General features: G+C 60.1%; 18 protein-coding genes and 1 riboswitch. Of the genes, 9 read left to right on the forward strand and 9 right to left on the reverse strand.

Annotated elements, in window-relative coordinates:
• Positions 1-12: 12 nt before the first annotated feature.
• Positions 13-2,226, forward strand: coding sequence for a putative bifunctional diguanylate cyclase/phosphodiesterase (locus ACFSAG_RS08435; protein WP_381513472.1), 2,214 nt, complete (start codon positions 13-15; stop codon positions 2,224-2,226).
• Here ACFSAG_RS08435 and ACFSAG_RS08440 read toward each other — a convergent pair.
• Positions 2,223-2,492, reverse strand: a complete 270-nt coding sequence (locus ACFSAG_RS08440; RefSeq protein WP_381513474.1) for a DUF167 domain-containing protein — start codon at positions 2,490-2,492, stop codon at positions 2,223-2,225. The genes ACFSAG_RS08435 and ACFSAG_RS08440 overlap by 4 nt on opposite strands.
• Positions 2,493-2,524: 32 nt before the next feature.
• Positions 2,525-2,633, forward strand: a riboswitch (TPP riboswitch).
• Positions 2,634-2,669: 36 nt separating this feature from the next.
• Here ACFSAG_RS08440 and thiC point away from each other — a divergent pair.
• Complete coding sequence (thiC, locus tag ACFSAG_RS08445) at positions 2,670-4,532, forward strand: phosphomethylpyrimidine synthase ThiC (RefSeq protein WP_381513477.1); 1,863 nt, start codon at positions 2,670-2,672, stop codon at positions 4,530-4,532.
• 37 nt (positions 4,533-4,569) lie between these two features.
• Here thiC and ACFSAG_RS08450 read toward each other — a convergent pair whose 3' ends face one another.
• The 3 genes from ACFSAG_RS08450 to ACFSAG_RS08460 all read right to left on the reverse strand — a co-directional run bounded on the left by ACFSAG_RS08450 (position 4,570) and on the right by ACFSAG_RS08460 (position 7,201).
• Complete coding sequence (locus ACFSAG_RS08450; protein ID WP_381513480.1) at positions 4,570-5,304, reverse strand: GGDEF domain-containing protein; 735 nt, start codon at positions 5,302-5,304, stop codon at positions 4,570-4,572.
• A gap of 110 nt (positions 5,305-5,414) precedes the next feature.
• The gene (locus tag ACFSAG_RS08455) at positions 5,415-6,461 is read right to left on the reverse strand and encodes a hypothetical protein (protein WP_381513483.1); all 1,047 of its coding nucleotides are present in this window, start codon (positions 6,459-6,461) and stop codon (positions 5,415-5,417) included.
• Positions 6,462-6,553: 92 nt separating this feature from the next.
• Positions 6,554-7,201 (reverse strand): DUF2726 domain-containing protein, encoded by a 648-nt coding sequence (locus ACFSAG_RS08460; protein WP_381513486.1) that lies wholly within the window; start codon positions 7,199-7,201, stop codon positions 6,554-6,556.
• A gap of 128 nt (positions 7,202-7,329) precedes the next feature.
• Here ACFSAG_RS08460 and ACFSAG_RS08465 point away from each other — a divergent pair, with 128 nt between their 5' ends.
• Positions 7,330-8,259: a hypothetical protein gene (locus ACFSAG_RS08465; RefSeq protein ID WP_381513488.1), complete on the forward strand. Its 930-nt coding sequence runs from the start codon at positions 7,330-7,332 to the stop codon at positions 8,257-8,259.
• A complete protein-coding gene (locus ACFSAG_RS08470; RefSeq protein ID WP_381514123.1) occupies positions 8,214-9,422 on the forward strand; it encodes an MFS transporter in 1,209 nt (402 codons plus the stop codon). The genes ACFSAG_RS08465 and ACFSAG_RS08470 overlap by 46 nt, the downstream gene beginning before the upstream one ends.
• A 31-nt stretch (positions 9,423-9,453) precedes the next feature.
• Here ACFSAG_RS08470 and ACFSAG_RS08475 read toward each other — a convergent pair whose 3' ends face one another.
• The gene (locus ACFSAG_RS08475) at positions 9,454-9,585 is read right to left on the reverse strand and encodes a hypothetical protein (RefSeq protein WP_374614862.1); all 132 of its coding nucleotides are present in this window, start codon (positions 9,583-9,585) and stop codon (positions 9,454-9,456) included.
• 157 nt (positions 9,586-9,742) lie between these two features.
• On the opposite strand from ACFSAG_RS08475, the gene ACFSAG_RS08480 reads away from it, so the two are divergent.
• From ACFSAG_RS08480 to ACFSAG_RS08495, 4 genes are read left to right on the forward strand one after another with little or no spacing between them, the layout of a single operon-like run.
• The gene (locus tag ACFSAG_RS08480) at positions 9,743-10,108 is read left to right on the forward strand and encodes a hypothetical protein (protein ID WP_381513492.1); all 366 of its coding nucleotides are present in this window, start codon (positions 9,743-9,745) and stop codon (positions 10,106-10,108) included.
• Positions 10,109-10,163: 55 nt separating this feature from the next.
• Positions 10,164-10,601: a hypothetical protein gene (locus ACFSAG_RS08485; RefSeq protein ID WP_381513494.1), complete on the forward strand. Its 438-nt coding sequence runs from the start codon at positions 10,164-10,166 to the stop codon at positions 10,599-10,601.
• Positions 10,602-10,613: 12 nt separating this feature from the next.
• Positions 10,614-11,954, forward strand: a complete 1,341-nt coding sequence (locus ACFSAG_RS08490) for an amidase family protein (RefSeq protein WP_381513496.1) — start codon at positions 10,614-10,616, stop codon at positions 11,952-11,954.
• A 38-nt stretch (positions 11,955-11,992) separates the two neighbouring features.
• Positions 11,993-12,373: a VOC family protein gene (locus ACFSAG_RS08495; RefSeq protein ID WP_381513498.1), complete on the forward strand. Its 381-nt coding sequence runs from the start codon at positions 11,993-11,995 to the stop codon at positions 12,371-12,373.
• 10 nt (positions 12,374-12,383) lie between these two features.
• Here ACFSAG_RS08495 and ACFSAG_RS08500 read toward each other — a convergent pair whose 3' ends face one another.
• The 3 genes from ACFSAG_RS08500 to ACFSAG_RS08510 all read right to left on the reverse strand — a co-directional run bounded on the left by ACFSAG_RS08500 (position 12,384) and on the right by ACFSAG_RS08510 (position 13,719).
• Positions 12,384-12,998 (reverse strand): hypothetical protein, encoded by a 615-nt coding sequence (locus ACFSAG_RS08500; RefSeq protein WP_381513501.1) that lies wholly within the window; start codon positions 12,996-12,998, stop codon positions 12,384-12,386.
• Positions 12,998-13,300: an alkylphosphonate utilization protein gene (locus tag ACFSAG_RS08505; RefSeq protein ID WP_374614868.1), complete on the reverse strand. Its 303-nt coding sequence runs from the start codon at positions 13,298-13,300 to the stop codon at positions 12,998-13,000. Before ACFSAG_RS08505 ends, ACFSAG_RS08500 begins: the two co-directional genes overlap by 1 nt.
• A 62-nt stretch (positions 13,301-13,362) precedes the next feature.
• Positions 13,363-13,719, reverse strand: coding sequence for a hypothetical protein (locus tag ACFSAG_RS08510; protein ID WP_381513503.1), 357 nt, complete (start codon positions 13,717-13,719; stop codon positions 13,363-13,365).
• Between the two features lie 81 nt (positions 13,720-13,800).
• Here ACFSAG_RS08510 and ACFSAG_RS08515 point away from each other — a divergent pair, with 81 nt between their 5' ends.
• The gene (locus tag ACFSAG_RS08515) at positions 13,801-14,637 is read left to right on the forward strand and encodes a hypothetical protein (RefSeq protein ID WP_381513506.1); all 837 of its coding nucleotides are present in this window, start codon (positions 13,801-13,803) and stop codon (positions 14,635-14,637) included.
• Here ACFSAG_RS08515 and ACFSAG_RS08520 read toward each other — a convergent pair whose 3' ends face one another.
• Complete coding sequence (locus ACFSAG_RS08520) at positions 14,638-15,060, reverse strand: ion channel (RefSeq protein WP_381513509.1); 423 nt, start codon at positions 15,058-15,060, stop codon at positions 14,638-14,640.
• Positions 15,061-15,120: the final 60 nt, after the last annotated feature.

Here is a 15,120-nt window from a genome sequence, read left to right on the forward strand (position 1 = left end):
GATACGTAGTTGATGGGCGCAGCGAAATTTTCTTGGAAGGCTTCCAAAGCCGACGGCTCTGCCGGTGGCAGGCTGCTGGAAAAAATGCGCCAGAGCGCGGCACCGGCGATAGTGCCGGCATCTTCGCGCGATGCCCTGCTGCTGCTGCAAAGTTTTGAAGAAAGCGGGCGTGGCTGGTTCTGGTCGACCGATGCCGATGGCCGGTTAACCTATATCACCGCATCGATTTCGGAGCAGCTCGGGATGGAACCGAGTGCGATACTCGGCAAGCATCTGGTGGAAATTTTCCGCAAGAATGAGGATGTCGAGGATCGCCAGCGCAGCCTGCCCTTCCTGATGATGCGGCAGTCGAGCTTTGAAAACCTGCCGCTGCAGGCTGGGGGTATTGAGGACGAAATCTGGTGGTCGGTTTCGGGCAGCCCGTTTTTCGACAACAAGGGCAATTTTGCCGGTTTCCGTGGCAATGGCACCGACATCACTTCGCAGCGCATTGCCGCGCGCGACAATGACCGGCTGGCAACCTATGACTCGCTGACAGGCCTTCTCAACCGTTATCAAATGGCACGGCGGCTGGAGAAAACCGTTGCCGCGTTCCAGGTTCAAAAGCGCGCCTGTGCGGTGATGCTGATCGACCTCGACCGGTTCAAGCAGGTGAACGATACGCTGGGACACCCGGCGGGCGACGCGTTGTTGAAGCAAGTGGCGGACCGCCTCGTTCGTGCCGTGGGTGATCGCGAAAAGATCGGCCGCTTGGGCGGTGACGAATTCCAGATCATTATGCCCGACGAGGATGATCGCGGCGCCTTGGGCGACCTTGCCGACCGCATCATTCGCAGCCTTTCACAACCTTATTCGATTGATGGCAGCCGCTGCATCATCGGCGCGTCGGTCGGCATTGCGGTCAGCCCCTTTGACGGGCAGTCGAGCGAGGATCTGATCCGCAGCGCCGACCTTGCGCTCTATTCCGCCAAGGGATCGGGCCGCGGGCGTTTTCGTTTCTATTCGAGCGACCTGCTGCAAGCTGCCGAAGACCGCCGCGTGCTGGAGGAAGACCTGCGCGATGCGCTGGTCAATGGGCAGATGTGGGTTGCCTATCAGCCGGTTGTTGCCGCACAGACCAACATCGTCACCGGCTTTGAAGCGCTGATCCGCTGGAAACATCCGGAGCGCGGCAATATTTCACCCGCTTTGTTCATCCCGATTGCCGAAGACGCCAATTTGATTACCGACCTGGGTGAGTGGGTGCTGCGCAAGGCTTGCCAGGAGGCAGCAACTTGGCCGGGCAAGATGAAGGTCGCGGTCAATGTGTCACCGATACAATTCGCCAGCGATACCCTGCCACAGCTGATTTCGTCGGCGCTTGCCGATTCCGGCCTGCCGCCCGGCCGGCTGGAGCTGGAAATCACCGAAAGCGTTTTCCTGCAGGATGGTGCAGATACCGACAAGATGTTTGCCGAATTGAAGAAATTGGGCGTGCGCCTTGCGCTTGACGATTTCGGAACGGGCTATTCCTCGCTCGGCTATCTGAAGACCGCGCCGTTTGACAAGATCAAGATCGACCAGAGCTTTGTACGCGACGCGACGCAGCCGGAATCGCGCAACGGGGCAATCATTTCCGCAATTGTCGCACTGGCCGAGGCGCTGGGGATGGAAACCACAGCAGAGGGGATTGAATCGCTCGATCAGCTATCGCTGATCCGCGATCTGCGCGTCAGCCATGTGCAGGGCTATGTCTATAGTCAACCGGTGGGCAATGATGTGCTGCTGGAAAAATGCGAAGCAGGGGCATGGGAAATCGCACCATCAGGCCCGGCGGTGCAGCGTAGCGACCGACTTTCGATGTACCGCAAGATCGGCGCGATCCATGACGACCATTATTACAAGATCGTGCTGCGCAACCTTTCAATGTCCGGCGCGCTGATCGAGGGCATTGTCGATGTACCGGTGGGCACAAGATTCGTGATCGACTTTGGCGATGGGCAGTTGGCGGTATCAACCGTGGTCCGTTCAAACGGAATACAGCAGGGTGTTGAATTTGAAGAAAGGCTGGTCAGCGACGGCAATGGCGGGTTGTGCACCAGCCGCCGTGTCTCGCCCTATATGATGGCGGCTGCGGGCGTTCCGATCACCAGCCTGCCCCCCGGTTATTATGACGAGATTGAGCGGCCAAAGACCAAGAAGAGCATTCCCGCCTTCAACACGGTCAGCGACTGGAAAGCCCCTTAAGCCGCAGGCAGGCGCACGCGTTTCTCGCGCGAAGTTGCCCCTGAAACCAGTTCCAGTTCACGCGGCGAAACCCCCAGCAGCACGGCCAACTGCGCCAGCACGGCCTTGGTAGCCTTGCCATCTTCGGGCGCGGTGCGCGTCCACAGCTTGAGCGCGCCATTCTCTATCGCGGCCCGCTCCACCTTCGCTCCCGGCACCACGCGCAGCGCCAATATGCCCCCGGCATCGGCCAGCGCGCGGATTTCCTGTGGAGAGGGGTTTGTCATGCTGGACAGTTAGGGCCAAGCGGCCTATTCTTGCAACATCCCCGGGGAGCCTGCTGTGGCTGAGAGGGATGGGTAAGCACCATCCGACCCGTTGAACCTGAACCCGTTAGCACGGGCGGAGGGAGGGAAGGCTGCATCGCAAGGCCATTTCCCCACCGCCCATCGAGGAGACTATCCATGGGCGACGCCCCCGCACGCACAGAGCAACCTGCAGTCACCACCGGCCCCATTCGGGGATCGAAAAAGATCCATGTCGGCCCGCTGAAGGTCGCGATGCGCGAGATTTACCTCGAACCCTCGAGCGGTGAGCCGCCGGTGCGCGTCTATGATACCAGCGGTCCCTATACCGACCCCAATGCCCGCATCGACATATCGGAAGGCCTGCCCGAACTGCGCCGACATTGGATCCTTGGCAGGGGCGATGTCGAGCATAAGGAACAGCGCGCGGTCCGCCCCGAAGATAATGGCCAGCTTGGCCCCGACCGTAGCGGCGGCGTCGCGCCATTTCCCAATGTGAAGAAACAGGTGCTGCGCGCCAAGCCCGGCATGAATGTCAGCCAGATGCACTATGCCCGGCGCGGCATCATCACGCCCGAGATGGAATATGTCGCGGAGCGTGAAAATCTCGGCCGGGCGCGGCTCAAGGAATATGTGCGCGACGGCGAAAGCTTTGGCGCGGCAATCCCCGATTATGTGACGCCCGAATTCGTACGCGATGAAGTGGCGCGGGGAAGGGCGATCATCCCCAGCAACATCAACCACCCCGAAAGCGAACCGATGGCGATCGGGCGCAACTTCCTTGTGAAGATCAACGCCAATATCGGCAACAGCGCGGTCGCGTCTGACGTGGCGAGCGAAGTCGACAAGATGGTCTGGTCGATCCGCTGGGGCGCGGATACGGTGATGGACCTGTCAACAGGGCGCAACATCCACGACACGCGCGAATGGATCATCCGCAACTCGCCCGTACCCATCGGCACCGTGCCGATCTACCAGGCGCTCGAAAAGGTCGGCGGCATTGCCGAGGAACTGACCTGGGAAATATTCCGCGACACGCTGATCGAGCAGGCCGAACAGGGCGTCGACTATTTCACCATCCATGCGGGCGTGCGCCTGCCTTATGTGCCGTTGGCGGCAAAGCGCGTGACCGGCATCGTCAGCCGCGGCGGCAGCATCATGGCGAAATGGTGCCTTGCGCATCACAAGGAAAGCTTCCTCTACGAACGCTTTGACGAGATCACCGAGATCATGAAGGCCTATGACGTTGCCTATTCCTTGGGTGACGGCTTGCGCCCCGGCAGCATCGCCGATGCCAATGACGAAGCGCAGTTCGCCGAGCTTTACACGCTGGGCGAGCTCACCAAGCGCGCCTGGGAACAGGATGTGCAGGTGATGATCGAAGGGCCCGGCCATGTGCCGATGCACAAGATCAAGGAGAATATGGACAAGCAGTTGGAGGCGTGCGGCGAGGCACCCTTCTACACGCTCGGGCCGCTCACCACCGATATCGCGCCGGGATATGACCATATCACCAGCGGCATTGGTGCTGCGATGATCGGCTGGTACGGCACGGCGATGCTCTGCTACGTCACGCCCAAGGAGCATCTGGGCCTGCCCGACCGCGACGATGTGAAGGTTGGCGTTGTCACCTACAAGCTGGCGGCGCACGCGGCGGACCTTGCCAAGGGCCACCCGGCGGCGAAGGTGCGCGACGATGCGCTATCGAAGGCGCGCTTCGAATTCCGCTGGCGCGACCAGTTCAACCTCAGCCTCGATCCCGATACGGCGGAGCAATATCACGACCAGACGCTGCCGGCGGAAGGCGCAAAGACCGCGCATTTCTGTAGCATGTGCGGGCCGAAATTCTGCAGCATGAAGATCAGCCAGGAAGTGCGCGAATTTGCCAAGCTGCAAAACCAGCCGGCGGACGGCTTTGTCGCGGCAGAGGATGCCGAGGCGGGCATGGCAGAGATGAGCAAGGTCTATGACGAGACAGGGCGGGAGCTTTATCTCGGCGCTGGCGGGCGCGAGCATGATTGAGGTCGGGCGCTGACCCAGAAGGTCGGCGCCGCGCAGCCTACATCGCCATGTGCAGCCGGTTGCGGCCGGCATGCTTCGCCGCATAAAGCGCAAGGTCGGCACGGCTGAGCAGCGTGTCTAGCGTTTCATCGGCGCGCGCGATGGCAAGGCCAAAGCTGGCGGTCACATCGATCCGCCCCTGCGGGGTGATCAGCGGCAGCGATTCCAGTTGCAGCCGCATCGCCTCCACATGCGCGGCGGCGGCGGATGTGGCAGCGCCGCCATCGTCTGCGGGCAGGGCAAAGAGTAGGCCGAATTCCTCCCCGCCCAAACGCGCGAGCAGCGCATCCTGGGGGGCGGACCGGCGCAGCAGGTCTGCGGCGTGCTTCAACGCATTGTCTCCACCCGCATGGCCGATACGATCGTTGATCCGCTTGAAATGGTCGATATCGATCATCGCGAGGATTTGCGCGCTGCCTTCGGAAAGCCGCGCAGTCGCCGCATCGACAAAGGCGCGGCGGTTCGATAGCCCGGTCAGCGGATCCTGGTGCGCCAGGCTGTCGAGCCGTTCATTGGCCTTTTTCAATTTCCAGCTGAGCCAGGCGACATAGCCATAGGATGGCGGCGCAACGAGCAGCGGGATGACCAGCGCGACCAGCATGGAATCGCGATAGGACACCTGTTCGCTCATCGTGAAACTGGCGTGCGTCGCGAGCAGCGAGGTGATGACGGAAAAGGCCACAACGCCAATCCCCACCAGCACCAACCGCAATTTCGTCGAACCCCAATTCATGTCGTCCATCCACACATTAACGACCACAACCAAGCCACATTGCGCGAGCCCGGCCGGAAAGCGGGATTATGCGGTAAAAGGGGTTAAAATTTTGGGTAGGGGTGGGGTGTTTAATCCCAGACACTTGGAACAGGTAGATGAAAGAGATTTGCTATCTCTACTATTCCTGGAAACGATTTTTGAACTTCAGATAAATTATCGGGTTGGAACTTTGGTTCTGCTAGTCCCATTATTACGGTCTTTTGACCTCGAGCAGGAGCGCCTGGTTCAAAAAAATGAAAAGGAGAATTAGTAAAAATTATAAGTGCAGATCCATAGTTCTTTTTCTCCATCATATTAATTTGATTTCGAAGATAGCTGGTCCATTCTGGAATTAGATCATCGTTACGATGTGGTCTGTTTACATCAATACATATAATTCTCTGATGTTCCGCATGTTTATCCAGCGCCTTTCTGACCAAACTTTCAACGAACGGCTCTTCTTTGACTGTTGGAGTTGCAATTGGCTGACCCAAAACCCCCGGCAGATGCCGGCTCTTTGCTTCGACTGAGTATCTATGATTTGTCGGGATATGAGTTGCCGAGAACTCGCAGCGCTTCTCTGGCCCTTTACCCTCTGGTTCTAATTCAATGTTGAAGTTTGCGCGTGCAAATGCTGCTGCAACAGCAACTTCATATCTAGCACCTTGAAATTGCTGAATTACTTTAAGCCTTTTGACCATACTTGGTAACAGCAACCCTAGATGCCTGATTTGATGGAGATCGAAGGCAAGCCGGAGTAAATTCGCTGCTTCGGTAGGCATGGGGCGTTTGTGCACAACAGCCTCACCTTTGCTCTGTTCGAGCATCATTCGCTCGCAGGCGATGTACCAACTCACGATAGCATGGCGCTTATCTTCAGTCTTATTTGTTTCTTCATGCCACCATTCTGCTCCAAAAATCCGTTGCAGATACAGCATCAGAAAATCGTGATAGGTTGCATCAGGCCTAATACTTAGTAGCTCATTGTAAGCGGCTACAAGTCTAGATCCTCGAAATACATTATTCACTGGTGGGCCCTGCGCACCCCATCGCTTTTTTCGTTCGTGCTCTTGTTGAGCCGCAGCATTTATTGCTCTTTTGACTGCTTCGATGTCGAATTCAAAACTATCTTTCATTTGGCAGTCCAAAAAATACTGATAAAGTTTATATCGGAATGTACCAAAGTAATAACAAGTAAATTACTGAAGTGGTTTGGATCGAGGCTGCTTTACTCCCCCGGCACCAACTTCTCCACCAACCGCTTCAACTCTCCTGCCGTGGTGTGGCCGGCGACCACTTCGTGATAGCCAATCCCTGCTTTGCGCAGCGCTTCCTTTTTCACGGCGTCGCGGGCGGCGGCGCTGCTGCCGGGGAGGTGGTGGCCGCTGCCCTGATATTCGATCGCGTGGACGACGCGGGCGTCCGGGTCCATCAGCGCGAAATCGACGCGCTTTGAATTGACTGCGCCATAGGCTTCCTTGTCAGGGCTGGTCAGGAACTCCCCCAATGAAACCTGCGCCATCACCTGCCATCGCGGGTTGCGCGCGATCACGGCGGCGTCGAGCGCCTTGAACAGGTTCGCCTCTGGCCGGTTGAGCAGCGGGCGGGATGAGAAATCGGCAATCATCACGCGCGCAAGCTGGTCGGTCGCATTGGCACCATTGCCGCCGGGTTTTTCCGCCAGTCCGTCTTTCTTGAGCTGTACCGGCTTGCTGCCGCGCTGGCCCGAATTGCGCCCCTTCCAATAGGCGCGGCGTTCGGCGCGTTTCTGCCCCTCCACCAATCGTTCCACGGCAATGCCAATCAAGGCGCCAACGGTCAGTACGGCCAAAAGGATGAATGGCCTGTCGATAAGGGCAACTAATTCAGGCGGCATATTGGCAGTTATACTAGGGCGATGGTCAATAAATGGTCAACATATTTGGGCGGATATTTCCCAGATTTCGCTGTCCTACATCAGGCCAGATAAATTAGCCCAAGTCCTTTTCATTAAAGGACATGGATATGCACACCTCCCCCCAGCCAAATCCCCTCCCGCCAATTTCCCCCTTGGTTGGCGATGCCGATGCGCGGCTGCCTGCGGCGGCTTATCTGCGTTATGAATCGCGCGCCGATGGGTGGAGCGCGGGGCGGCAGGCGGCTTGCCTTGCGCATCTGGCCGACAATGGCGTTGCCGCCGAAGCCATACGCAGCGTGGGGATGAGCAGCGGCGGTTGCTATGCCCTGCGCCGCACCGCGCGCGGTTATGCCTTTAACCTGGGGTGGGAGGCTGCGCTGATCATCGCGCGACGGATTGTCGCCGACAATCTGATGACCAGCGCGATCAAGGGGGAGGAGGCGCGCTGGGTGCGCGAGGATGGGGTAACAACCTACACCCGGCAAAACCCCCGGCTTTCGATGGCGCTGCTCGATCGGGTGAACCCGGCAACGGCCTTGCCCGAGGTGCTGGCGGTCGCGGTGCGTTTCGACTGCTTCCTGCAAATGATCGACGAAGGGCTGAGCGCGCAGGAACTGTGGGAATGCTTCTTTGACGAGGTGCTGGGCAAGAGCGAGATCGAGGCGCGGGCAAGGGTGCGTGCGGCGCTTCTACTTTCTGAAGAATCTGCGGGTTCTGACGAAGTCGATGCGGAGGCGGAGGGGGAGAAAGAGGACGCGCCCATCGAATATAAATCGATGGATGGCCCGCCGCGCGGCGATGCGCGCACTTTCCCGCTTGGCATCCTCCCCGCTCTCTCCCATGATGGTGGCGGAGATTGGGAGAGGCAGAGTAAATGTCCGCTGATATCAGTGCGCAAGCCGATGAGAGTGCCGCAAAGGATGATCCGTCGCGATGGGGGCTGCTCTCGCTGCTCATCATCATCAACATCCTCAATTTCGTCGATCGCCAGCTGCTCCCCAGCTTTGCCAATTTCATCAAGCCCGAACTGGGGCTGACCGATACCCAATATGGCCTGCTGACCGGGCTGTTCTTCATCATCTTCTATGCGGTTGCCGGGCTGTTCATGGGGATTTTGGCGGACAGGATGCATCGCGGCCGGTTGATCGCGGCGGCGATTGCGTTGTGGAGCCTGCTGACCGCGGCCAGCGGGGCGGCGAAGGGCTTTGTCTCGATGGCAATCCCGCGCGCGCTGATCGGCGTTGGGGAATCGGCGCTGACCCCGGCGGCGACCTCGCTGCTCGCCGACCGCTTTCGCCCGTCGCAATTGGGGCTGGCGGCGGCGCTCTATTATCTTGGCGTGCCGGTAGGCGCGGGGCTCAGCCTGCTGGTTGCGGGCTATCTTGGCCCCACCATCGGCTGGCGCAATTGTTTCTACCTGCTCGGCGGGGTGGGGATGCTTTTCGCGGTGCTGATGCTGTTCGTGCGCGATCCGCGCGTGCCGACGGTGCATGCCCATGAACATGGCCCGGGCCTTGGCGGGCATATGAAATTGCTCGGCGCGGCGCTGAAGCAATCGCCCGCCTTGTGCATGATGATCGGTGGCGGGGTTGCGCTGCACTTTGCCGTCGGCGCGGCGGCGTTTGACCAGATCTGGTTTGTCGAGGAACGCGGTTTTGAGCGGGCGGAAATCGCCAAGCTGACGGGCTATATCACCGTTGTCGCGGGGATTGCGGGCACGCTGTTTGGCGGGTTTGCCGGCGATTGGTGGTATAAATACAGGAAGTCGGGCCGGGCGATGCTGCTGTTCTGGATGTTCCTGATTGTCGGGCCATTCTCGGTCATCTTCCGCATATTGCCCGCGGATTCGGTGCTGTTCGTGCCGGGCATCGGGCTGGGCATCTTCATCCTGTGCGCCTTTTACGGGCCGTCCATTTCGACCATACAGGAACTCTCGCCGTCTTCTGCGCGCGCGACGGTGATCGCGTTCAACATATTGTGCCTGAATGTCGTGGGCCTAGGCCTAGGCATTACCGGCACGGGCTGGCTGATCGACCTGTTCCGCAATGCGGGCAGCCTCGAACCTTACACCCATGCCGCGATGACGATGTCGGTCGCCTCGCTGCTCGCGCTGCCTGCCTTTTTCCTCGCCGGGCGCTGGTTCCACCGCGATCGGGCGCGGATAGCCGAAGGCATGCCGGGCCGGTTTGAATTTGGTTGAGGGGGTCAGAGAGGAGCCTCAGGGCCGAAGATCAATAATCACCGCGCCCTTGGTCGCGCCGTTGTTTGCGCGATTGGCTGCGGCGAAATGCAACGCCGCCGATCGTGGCCAGCACGGCCATCAGGGCAATCAAAGAATAGGCAATGATCAGTCGGGTTTCCAAGACATGCTCCTTATTGCGACTGACCCAAGGCATTCGGAGCGCGGCTGTGCCTTACACGCTTTTGCCGGAGCAGGGCCATGAAAAGCGCATGAACGGTGCAGCATGCGCTTTACCCGCCTTGCTTTGCGGCTAAACCTATCGACACAGGGGGATTGCGATGCACGATATTGGCAATGGCAGGGGCACGCGCTGGCGCTGGTTTTTCTATGCGGCCGCGACGTATAATCTGGTGATTGGCGGGGCAGGGTTGGCAAACAGCGCGGCGGCAGTGAACGACCGGATTGTCGGCCTGCTCGTGCTCTGTTTCGGTATCGTCTATGCGATTGTCGGGCGCGATCCGGCGCGCTTTGGCCCGGTGCTGTGGGCGGGTATCGTCGGCAAGGCAGGGATCGTCGCACTGCTGCTCCCCGATGTGTTCGCGGGAAGCGCTGCACCGGGAACGGGCGCTATCCTTTCGGGTGATGCGCTGTTCACCATCGGCTTCCTGGTCTTCCTGCTGCGCCGCCGTGTAACGCCCGCTTGACTCGTGCCCGCCGCTGCTGTTGCATCGGCGGCGGAGAGTGTGAGGGGGAGGATTTATGGAAAGTGCAGACAATCGCACCGCGCGGCGGTTCATGCTGCTGGGCGCGTTGCTGGTGATGGCGGGACTGCTCACCGGCTTTGTTTCGGGCAGCATGGCCAATCCGCGCATGGGGCTTTCGGCGCATCTTGAAGGGTTGATGAACGGCATCATGCTGCTCGCGCTCGGCGCTGGCTGGCGATTTGTGCATCTGGGCGCGCGGGCGGAGCGCTGGGCCTTTGGCCTGCTCGCCTTTGGCACCACCGCCAATTGGGCGACCGTGCTGCTCGGCGCGATCTGGGGTGCAGGGCGGCAGACGATGCCGATCGTCGCAGGCGACCATGTGGGCGCACCTTGGCAAGAAAGCCTGATTACGGTGCTGCTGATTGTTCTGTCGCTGGCGATGGTCGCGGGCTTTGCGTTGGTTATCAAGGGCCTGATGGCCAAGGCGGATTAAAAGGAACGGATGATGGCATTTCCACGGTTGCACAACGAACCGACCGCGCTCGAACTCGCAGGCCAGATCGCGCGGGGAGAGCTTTCGGCGGTCGAAGCCTGCGAGGCCGCAATCGCGCGGATCGAGGCGCTCGACGGGCCGATCAATGCGGTGGTGGTGCGCGATTTTGATCGCGCGCGAGAGCAGGCGAAGCTGCGCGACAAAGCGAAGGCGGCAGGGCAGGCCGGGCCGCTCAACGGCGTGCCGATGACCGTCAAGGAAAGCTATGACATTGCCGGGCTGAAAACCACATGGGGTTTCGAATTTGCGCGCGATTTCGTGGCGGATGAAGATGCGCATGCGGTGAAGCGGCTGAAGGCGGCGGGGGCGGTGATATTGGGGAAGACCAATGTTCCCGTCGCGCTCGCCGACCTGCAATCGGTGAACCCGATTTACGGCCGCACCAACAATCCGCATGATCTCAGCCGCGTGCCCGGTGGCTCCTCGGGCGGCGGGGCAGCGGCGCTGGCGGCGGGGATGGTACCGCTCGAATTCGGTTCTGACATTGGCGGGTCGATCCGCACCCCCTGCCATTTCTGCGGCGTGACCGGGCTGAAACCCACCTATGGCGCCATTCCCTTTGACGGGCACTATTTCCCGGGGATGAAGGGCGGACCGACGGTGATGTCGATGACTGGGCCGATGGCGCGCAGTGCCGATGATCTTGCGCTCGCGCTCGATCTGACCAGCACCATGCCGTTGCCGCGTGCCCGTGCCGACGGGCTGAAAGGTGCGCGCATCCTTCTCATCGAAAGCCATCCGGTTGCCGAACTCGATAGCGCCGTGGCGGCGGCGCTGCGCCATGCGGCGGACAAGGCCGCCGATGCAGGTGCAATCATCGAGCATCGCACCGACCTCCTTCCGGACCTCGAGGCGATGCATGCCGACTATATGAAGCTGCTCAACGTCGCGATGGCCGCCCGCCAGCCGCCTTCGCCTGACCGGCCGGAACTGACCGCGCGCGAATGGCTCGAACTGCTCGACAAGCAGGCAAACCGGATGCGCGAATGGCAGGCGCTGTTTGGCGAATATGATGCAATCCTTGCACCAGTCTTTGGAACCACTGCCTTCCACCACAGCGACGATCCCAATTGGCGTGCCCGCCGCGTAATCCTGAATGGGCAGCCGTCACCCTTTCACACGCAGATTGCGTGGATCGGGCTCGCGACCTATCCCGGCTTGCCCTCGGTTTCAGTGCCGGTTGGCGGGCATGAAGGGCTGCCCATCGGCATCCAGGTGATCGCGCCGCACTGGCAGGATCATACCGCCGTCGCACTTTCGGGCGAGATTGCGAAACTGTGCGGAACGCAGTAAGAAAAGGTCTCAGCTAACCAGCAGAAAGGTCTGGAATCATGGCTAAAATCCTTGGACTTGGGGGTCTTTTCTTCAAATCGGCGGACCCGGAGGCGACCAATGAATGGTATGCGCGGGTGCTCGGCATCGATGTTCAACCATGGGGCGTAGTCTTCACGCCCGACGCCGCCGCTGCGCATCCGGGCGCGGCAACGGTATTTTCGCCATTCAAGGCCGACACCGATTATTTCGCCCCGTCAGACAAGGAATTCATGTTCAATCTGATGGTCGATGATCTTGACGGCATGCTTGCGCGCTGTGCCGAACATGGGGTGGAACCGGTCAAGACCTTCCCCGATGAAGCCAATGGTCGCTTCGCCCACATCATGGATCCCGAAGGCCGCAAGATAGAGCTGTGGCAGCCAAAGCCGATCGAATGAACCGAAGCGCTTAAAAGCCCCATGGCGGGGGCGGCGGCGTCACCGCACGGCCAAGATCGAACTCGACGCGGAACAGCCGGGCATTCTCTCCCGTACGGCGCAGGATATAGGCAAAGCGCGGGCTGGCCGCGCGTTTGTCACTGATCTCGACCTCCCAGACATTGGTCACCGATACACCGCGTCCTTCGCGACGGAATAGTCCGATGCTCTCGGCTTCGACGGGGAAACTTTGGGCAGTGGCGCTGCCGGGTGTGGCTGTGTCGCCGCCATATTGGGTCAGCAGATCTTCGCTGCCATCTTCATGCCGGTGGTCATGCTTTAACCGCAATCCGCTTGCCGTGCGGGTTATCACCCAGGTGCGCGAACGATCCCATTTGCTGTCGCCATCTTTGGGGCCGATGTGGAAGGGAATGCGGATTTCATTGTCGGTGCAACTGCGCACATGCATCAGCATAAGGCGGCCCTTGAAATCGGCATCTACGGCTTCTTCGCTGGTGAGTTTGCCGGAATAGGCTTTGCCGCAATGCGCACGAAGATTGGTCCAGAATGCATCCTGCGGATTGGCTGGCGGCGTTGTCGCGCAGGCGGAAAGCGCGAGCGCTGCGATAAGGACAAGGCGTCGCATCAACGTTTGCGGACGAATTCGGCACGCAGCACAAGGCCTTTTATGCCGTCAAATTTGCAGTCGATTTCCTGCGCGTCGCCGGTCAGCCGGATCGACTTGATCAGCGTACCCTGTTTCAGCGTCTGCCCCGCGCCCTTGACGGTCAGATCCTTGATCAGCGTCACCTGGTCGCCATCCTGCAGGATATTGCCCACGGCATCGCGCACCTCGACTGCATTTTCTGCCGCCTGCTTGGCCGCAAGCTCGGACGCGGGCAGCCACTCGCCGCTTTCCTCGTCATAGACATAATCTTCGTCGGACATGGCCCCGCCTTTCTGGCACGCGCTGTGCGCCCCGCAAGCGCGCTTGGCAAGCGTCAACCGGTCTACGGTTTCGAATAAGCAAGGCGCATGGCTACGCTGCTCGCCCAAAGCCCGCCGACAAAGGCGAGTGCCAGAACTATACTGTAAAAGAATGCCCCGACCTTTGGCGGGCCGAAAAGCAGGTGATCGAGCGTCGGCACAAGAAGGCCGAGCATCAGACCGCTGAACATGCCCCAGGCCGCGGCAAGCGGGGCGGTGCCGTAACGCGGTGCAACCCATGCAGCGGCTGTAAGTGCGGCGGCAACGATCAATTCGTCGAATACCAGCGGGATGAGGCGGATGTCGCCGATCCAGCGCGCTACCTCGCTGGCGGCGAGGAGGGCGGCGAAACCGAAACTGATGCGGCGAAGCGTGATCATCCACCACGCTATGCGCAAAGCGGCGGGCGAAAACAAGCATCCTGCTTGCTGCCAGCAGCCATGGCGGCTAACGGCTGGCGGATGAGGTTTCCGCTGCCGCTCCGCCCCCTGCTGTTCGCGTTCGCGCTGCTTTCGGGGCAGGCCGCCTTCGCCAATCCCGAGCTGGAAGTGGCCGATCGCGGCACCGTACCGACGTGCAGCGTGACCGATGCCTTGCCCGCCGATATGGCAAAGCGCGCCGCAGAGCTTGGTTATGTGCGTGAAGAGCTGATGCCCTCTACCGTGACCACGCCGCAATTTCGCGGACGGCTGCGCTGCGCCAAGACGCTTGATGGCTATGGAAAGATGATCGGCATCGCGCTGGTCGAGGATTTCCTGCTCGAAGGTGCCAAGGTCCGCGCGCTGTATCAGGGCGATACCATCGTCTTTTCGCTCGCGGGCACAACCCCGGCCGCGACCTATCCCACGCGCAAGGGCGAACTGCGCTGTTATCGCAGCGGGGCCGCAGCGGTAATTCAATGCACCACCGGTTTCGGGCCCAAGGCGGCGAGCATGCTGGTGCTGCAAAACCAGAATGAGGAATATCTGCTCGGCCTGTCGGTGAGCGCCTATGACTGGCCCGAACAGCGCGGAATGCCCAAAGGATCGGTGCTGTTCCGCGCGGGCGAAAATCCGCCTTTGTCGATCGGATGGGTCAACCAGTCGCTGGCGGATGCAGAGGATGTGAACGCCTGGACCGCGATTTTCGAGGGCAAGGCCTTCACCGACGCGCTGCTCCAGCAAAAAGGGCCGGTGCCTGTCGAAATCGAATTGGCGCTCGCTGATGGGCAGCTGGTGAAGCAGGCGTTCGACTTTGCCGAAATGATTTCGCTCTATCGGGCGATGGCGGCGTTGACTCGCGAGATGCCGGCGCGCTGATCAGCGCCCCAAACGTGTCACCAAAGTCACAAAGAACGCAGTGGACCAGCCGAGCAGCAGCAGGCCGTTGATCCCCTCTATCCCTGCCACGAGCCGCCAAGCGGGCTGGATATAGCTATCGTCAAAGCCGATGCCGGCATAGCTGATCGTCGAGAAGTAGACTGCGGTTTCCAGCGTCGCAATTGCGCCGACCGCCATGAAGAGGAATGCGTAGAGCCAGATTTCGAGACCGTGCAAAACGAACAGGCCGAGCACGAGCGCGAGCGTGAAAAACAGGCTGCGGCGCGAAAGCTTTGGCACATGATGCACCCGCTCCTCATGCTCTTCAGAGCGAATAAAGTGGGCAAGCAGGTTGAGGCCAAGGCCGTGAATAGTCACGGTCAGGAAGACCATCATGGTGGAAATTGCGAGGTAAAACAGCATCGACATTGCTTAGCATCGCAACGTGTAACAGGAATTGATGCAGGGCAAACAAGTTTGCAG

The organism is Sphingorhabdus buctiana, from assembly GCF_042680825.1.
In the GTDB taxonomy this organism is placed as follows: Bacteria; Pseudomonadota; Alphaproteobacteria; order Sphingomonadales; family Sphingomonadaceae; genus Sphingorhabdus_B; species Sphingorhabdus_B buctiana.

Excerpts from the sequence above, each read along its gene's own strand:
- ACFSAG_RS08495 (WP_381513498.1), top strand. The coding sequence starts at position 11,993 with ATGGCTAAAATCCTTGGACTTGGGGGTCTTTTCTTCAAATCGGCGGAC.
- ACFSAG_RS08480 (WP_381513492.1), top strand. The coding sequence starts at position 9,743 with ATGCACGATATTGGCAATGGCAGGGGCACGCGCTGGCGCTGGTTTTTC.
- ACFSAG_RS08485 (WP_381513494.1), top strand. The coding sequence starts at position 10,164 with ATGGAAAGTGCAGACAATCGCACCGCGCGGCGGTTCATGCTGCTGGGC.
- thiC (WP_381513477.1), top strand. The coding sequence starts at position 2,670 with ATGGGCGACGCCCCCGCACGCACAGAGCAACCTGCAGTCACCACCGGC.
- ACFSAG_RS08505 (WP_374614868.1), bottom strand. The coding sequence starts at position 13,300 with ATGTCCGACGAAGATTATGTCTATGACGAGGAAAGCGGCGAGTGGCTG.
- ACFSAG_RS08490 (WP_381513496.1), top strand. The coding sequence starts at position 10,614 with ATGGCATTTCCACGGTTGCACAACGAACCGACCGCGCTCGAACTCGCA.
- ACFSAG_RS08440 (WP_381513474.1), bottom strand. The coding sequence starts at position 2,492 with ATGACAAACCCCTCTCCACAGGAAATCCGCGCGCTGGCCGATGCCGGG.
- ACFSAG_RS08455 (WP_381513483.1), bottom strand. The coding sequence starts at position 6,461 with ATGAAAGATAGTTTTGAATTCGACATCGAAGCAGTCAAAAGAGCAATA.
- ACFSAG_RS08520 (WP_381513509.1), bottom strand. The coding sequence starts at position 15,060 with ATGCTGTTTTACCTCGCAATTTCCACCATGATGGTCTTCCTGACCGTG.
- ACFSAG_RS08515 (WP_381513506.1), top strand. The coding sequence starts at position 13,801 with ATGAGGTTTCCGCTGCCGCTCCGCCCCCTGCTGTTCGCGTTCGCGCTG.
- ACFSAG_RS08465 (WP_381513488.1), top strand. The coding sequence starts at position 7,330 with ATGCACACCTCCCCCCAGCCAAATCCCCTCCCGCCAATTTCCCCCTTG.
- ACFSAG_RS08450 (WP_381513480.1), bottom strand. The coding sequence starts at position 5,304 with ATGAATTGGGGTTCGACGAAATTGCGGTTGGTGCTGGTGGGGATTGGC.
- ACFSAG_RS08460 (WP_381513486.1), bottom strand. The coding sequence starts at position 7,201 with ATGCCGCCTGAATTAGTTGCCCTTATCGACAGGCCATTCATCCTTTTG.
- ACFSAG_RS08500 (WP_381513501.1), bottom strand. The coding sequence starts at position 12,998 with ATGCGACGCCTTGTCCTTATCGCAGCGCTCGCGCTTTCCGCCTGCGCG.
- ACFSAG_RS08435 (WP_381513472.1), top strand. The coding sequence starts at position 13 with ATGGGCGCAGCGAAATTTTCTTGGAAGGCTTCCAAAGCCGACGGCTCT.
- ACFSAG_RS08510 (WP_381513503.1), bottom strand. The coding sequence starts at position 13,719 with ATGATCACGCTTCGCCGCATCAGTTTCGGTTTCGCCGCCCTCCTCGCC.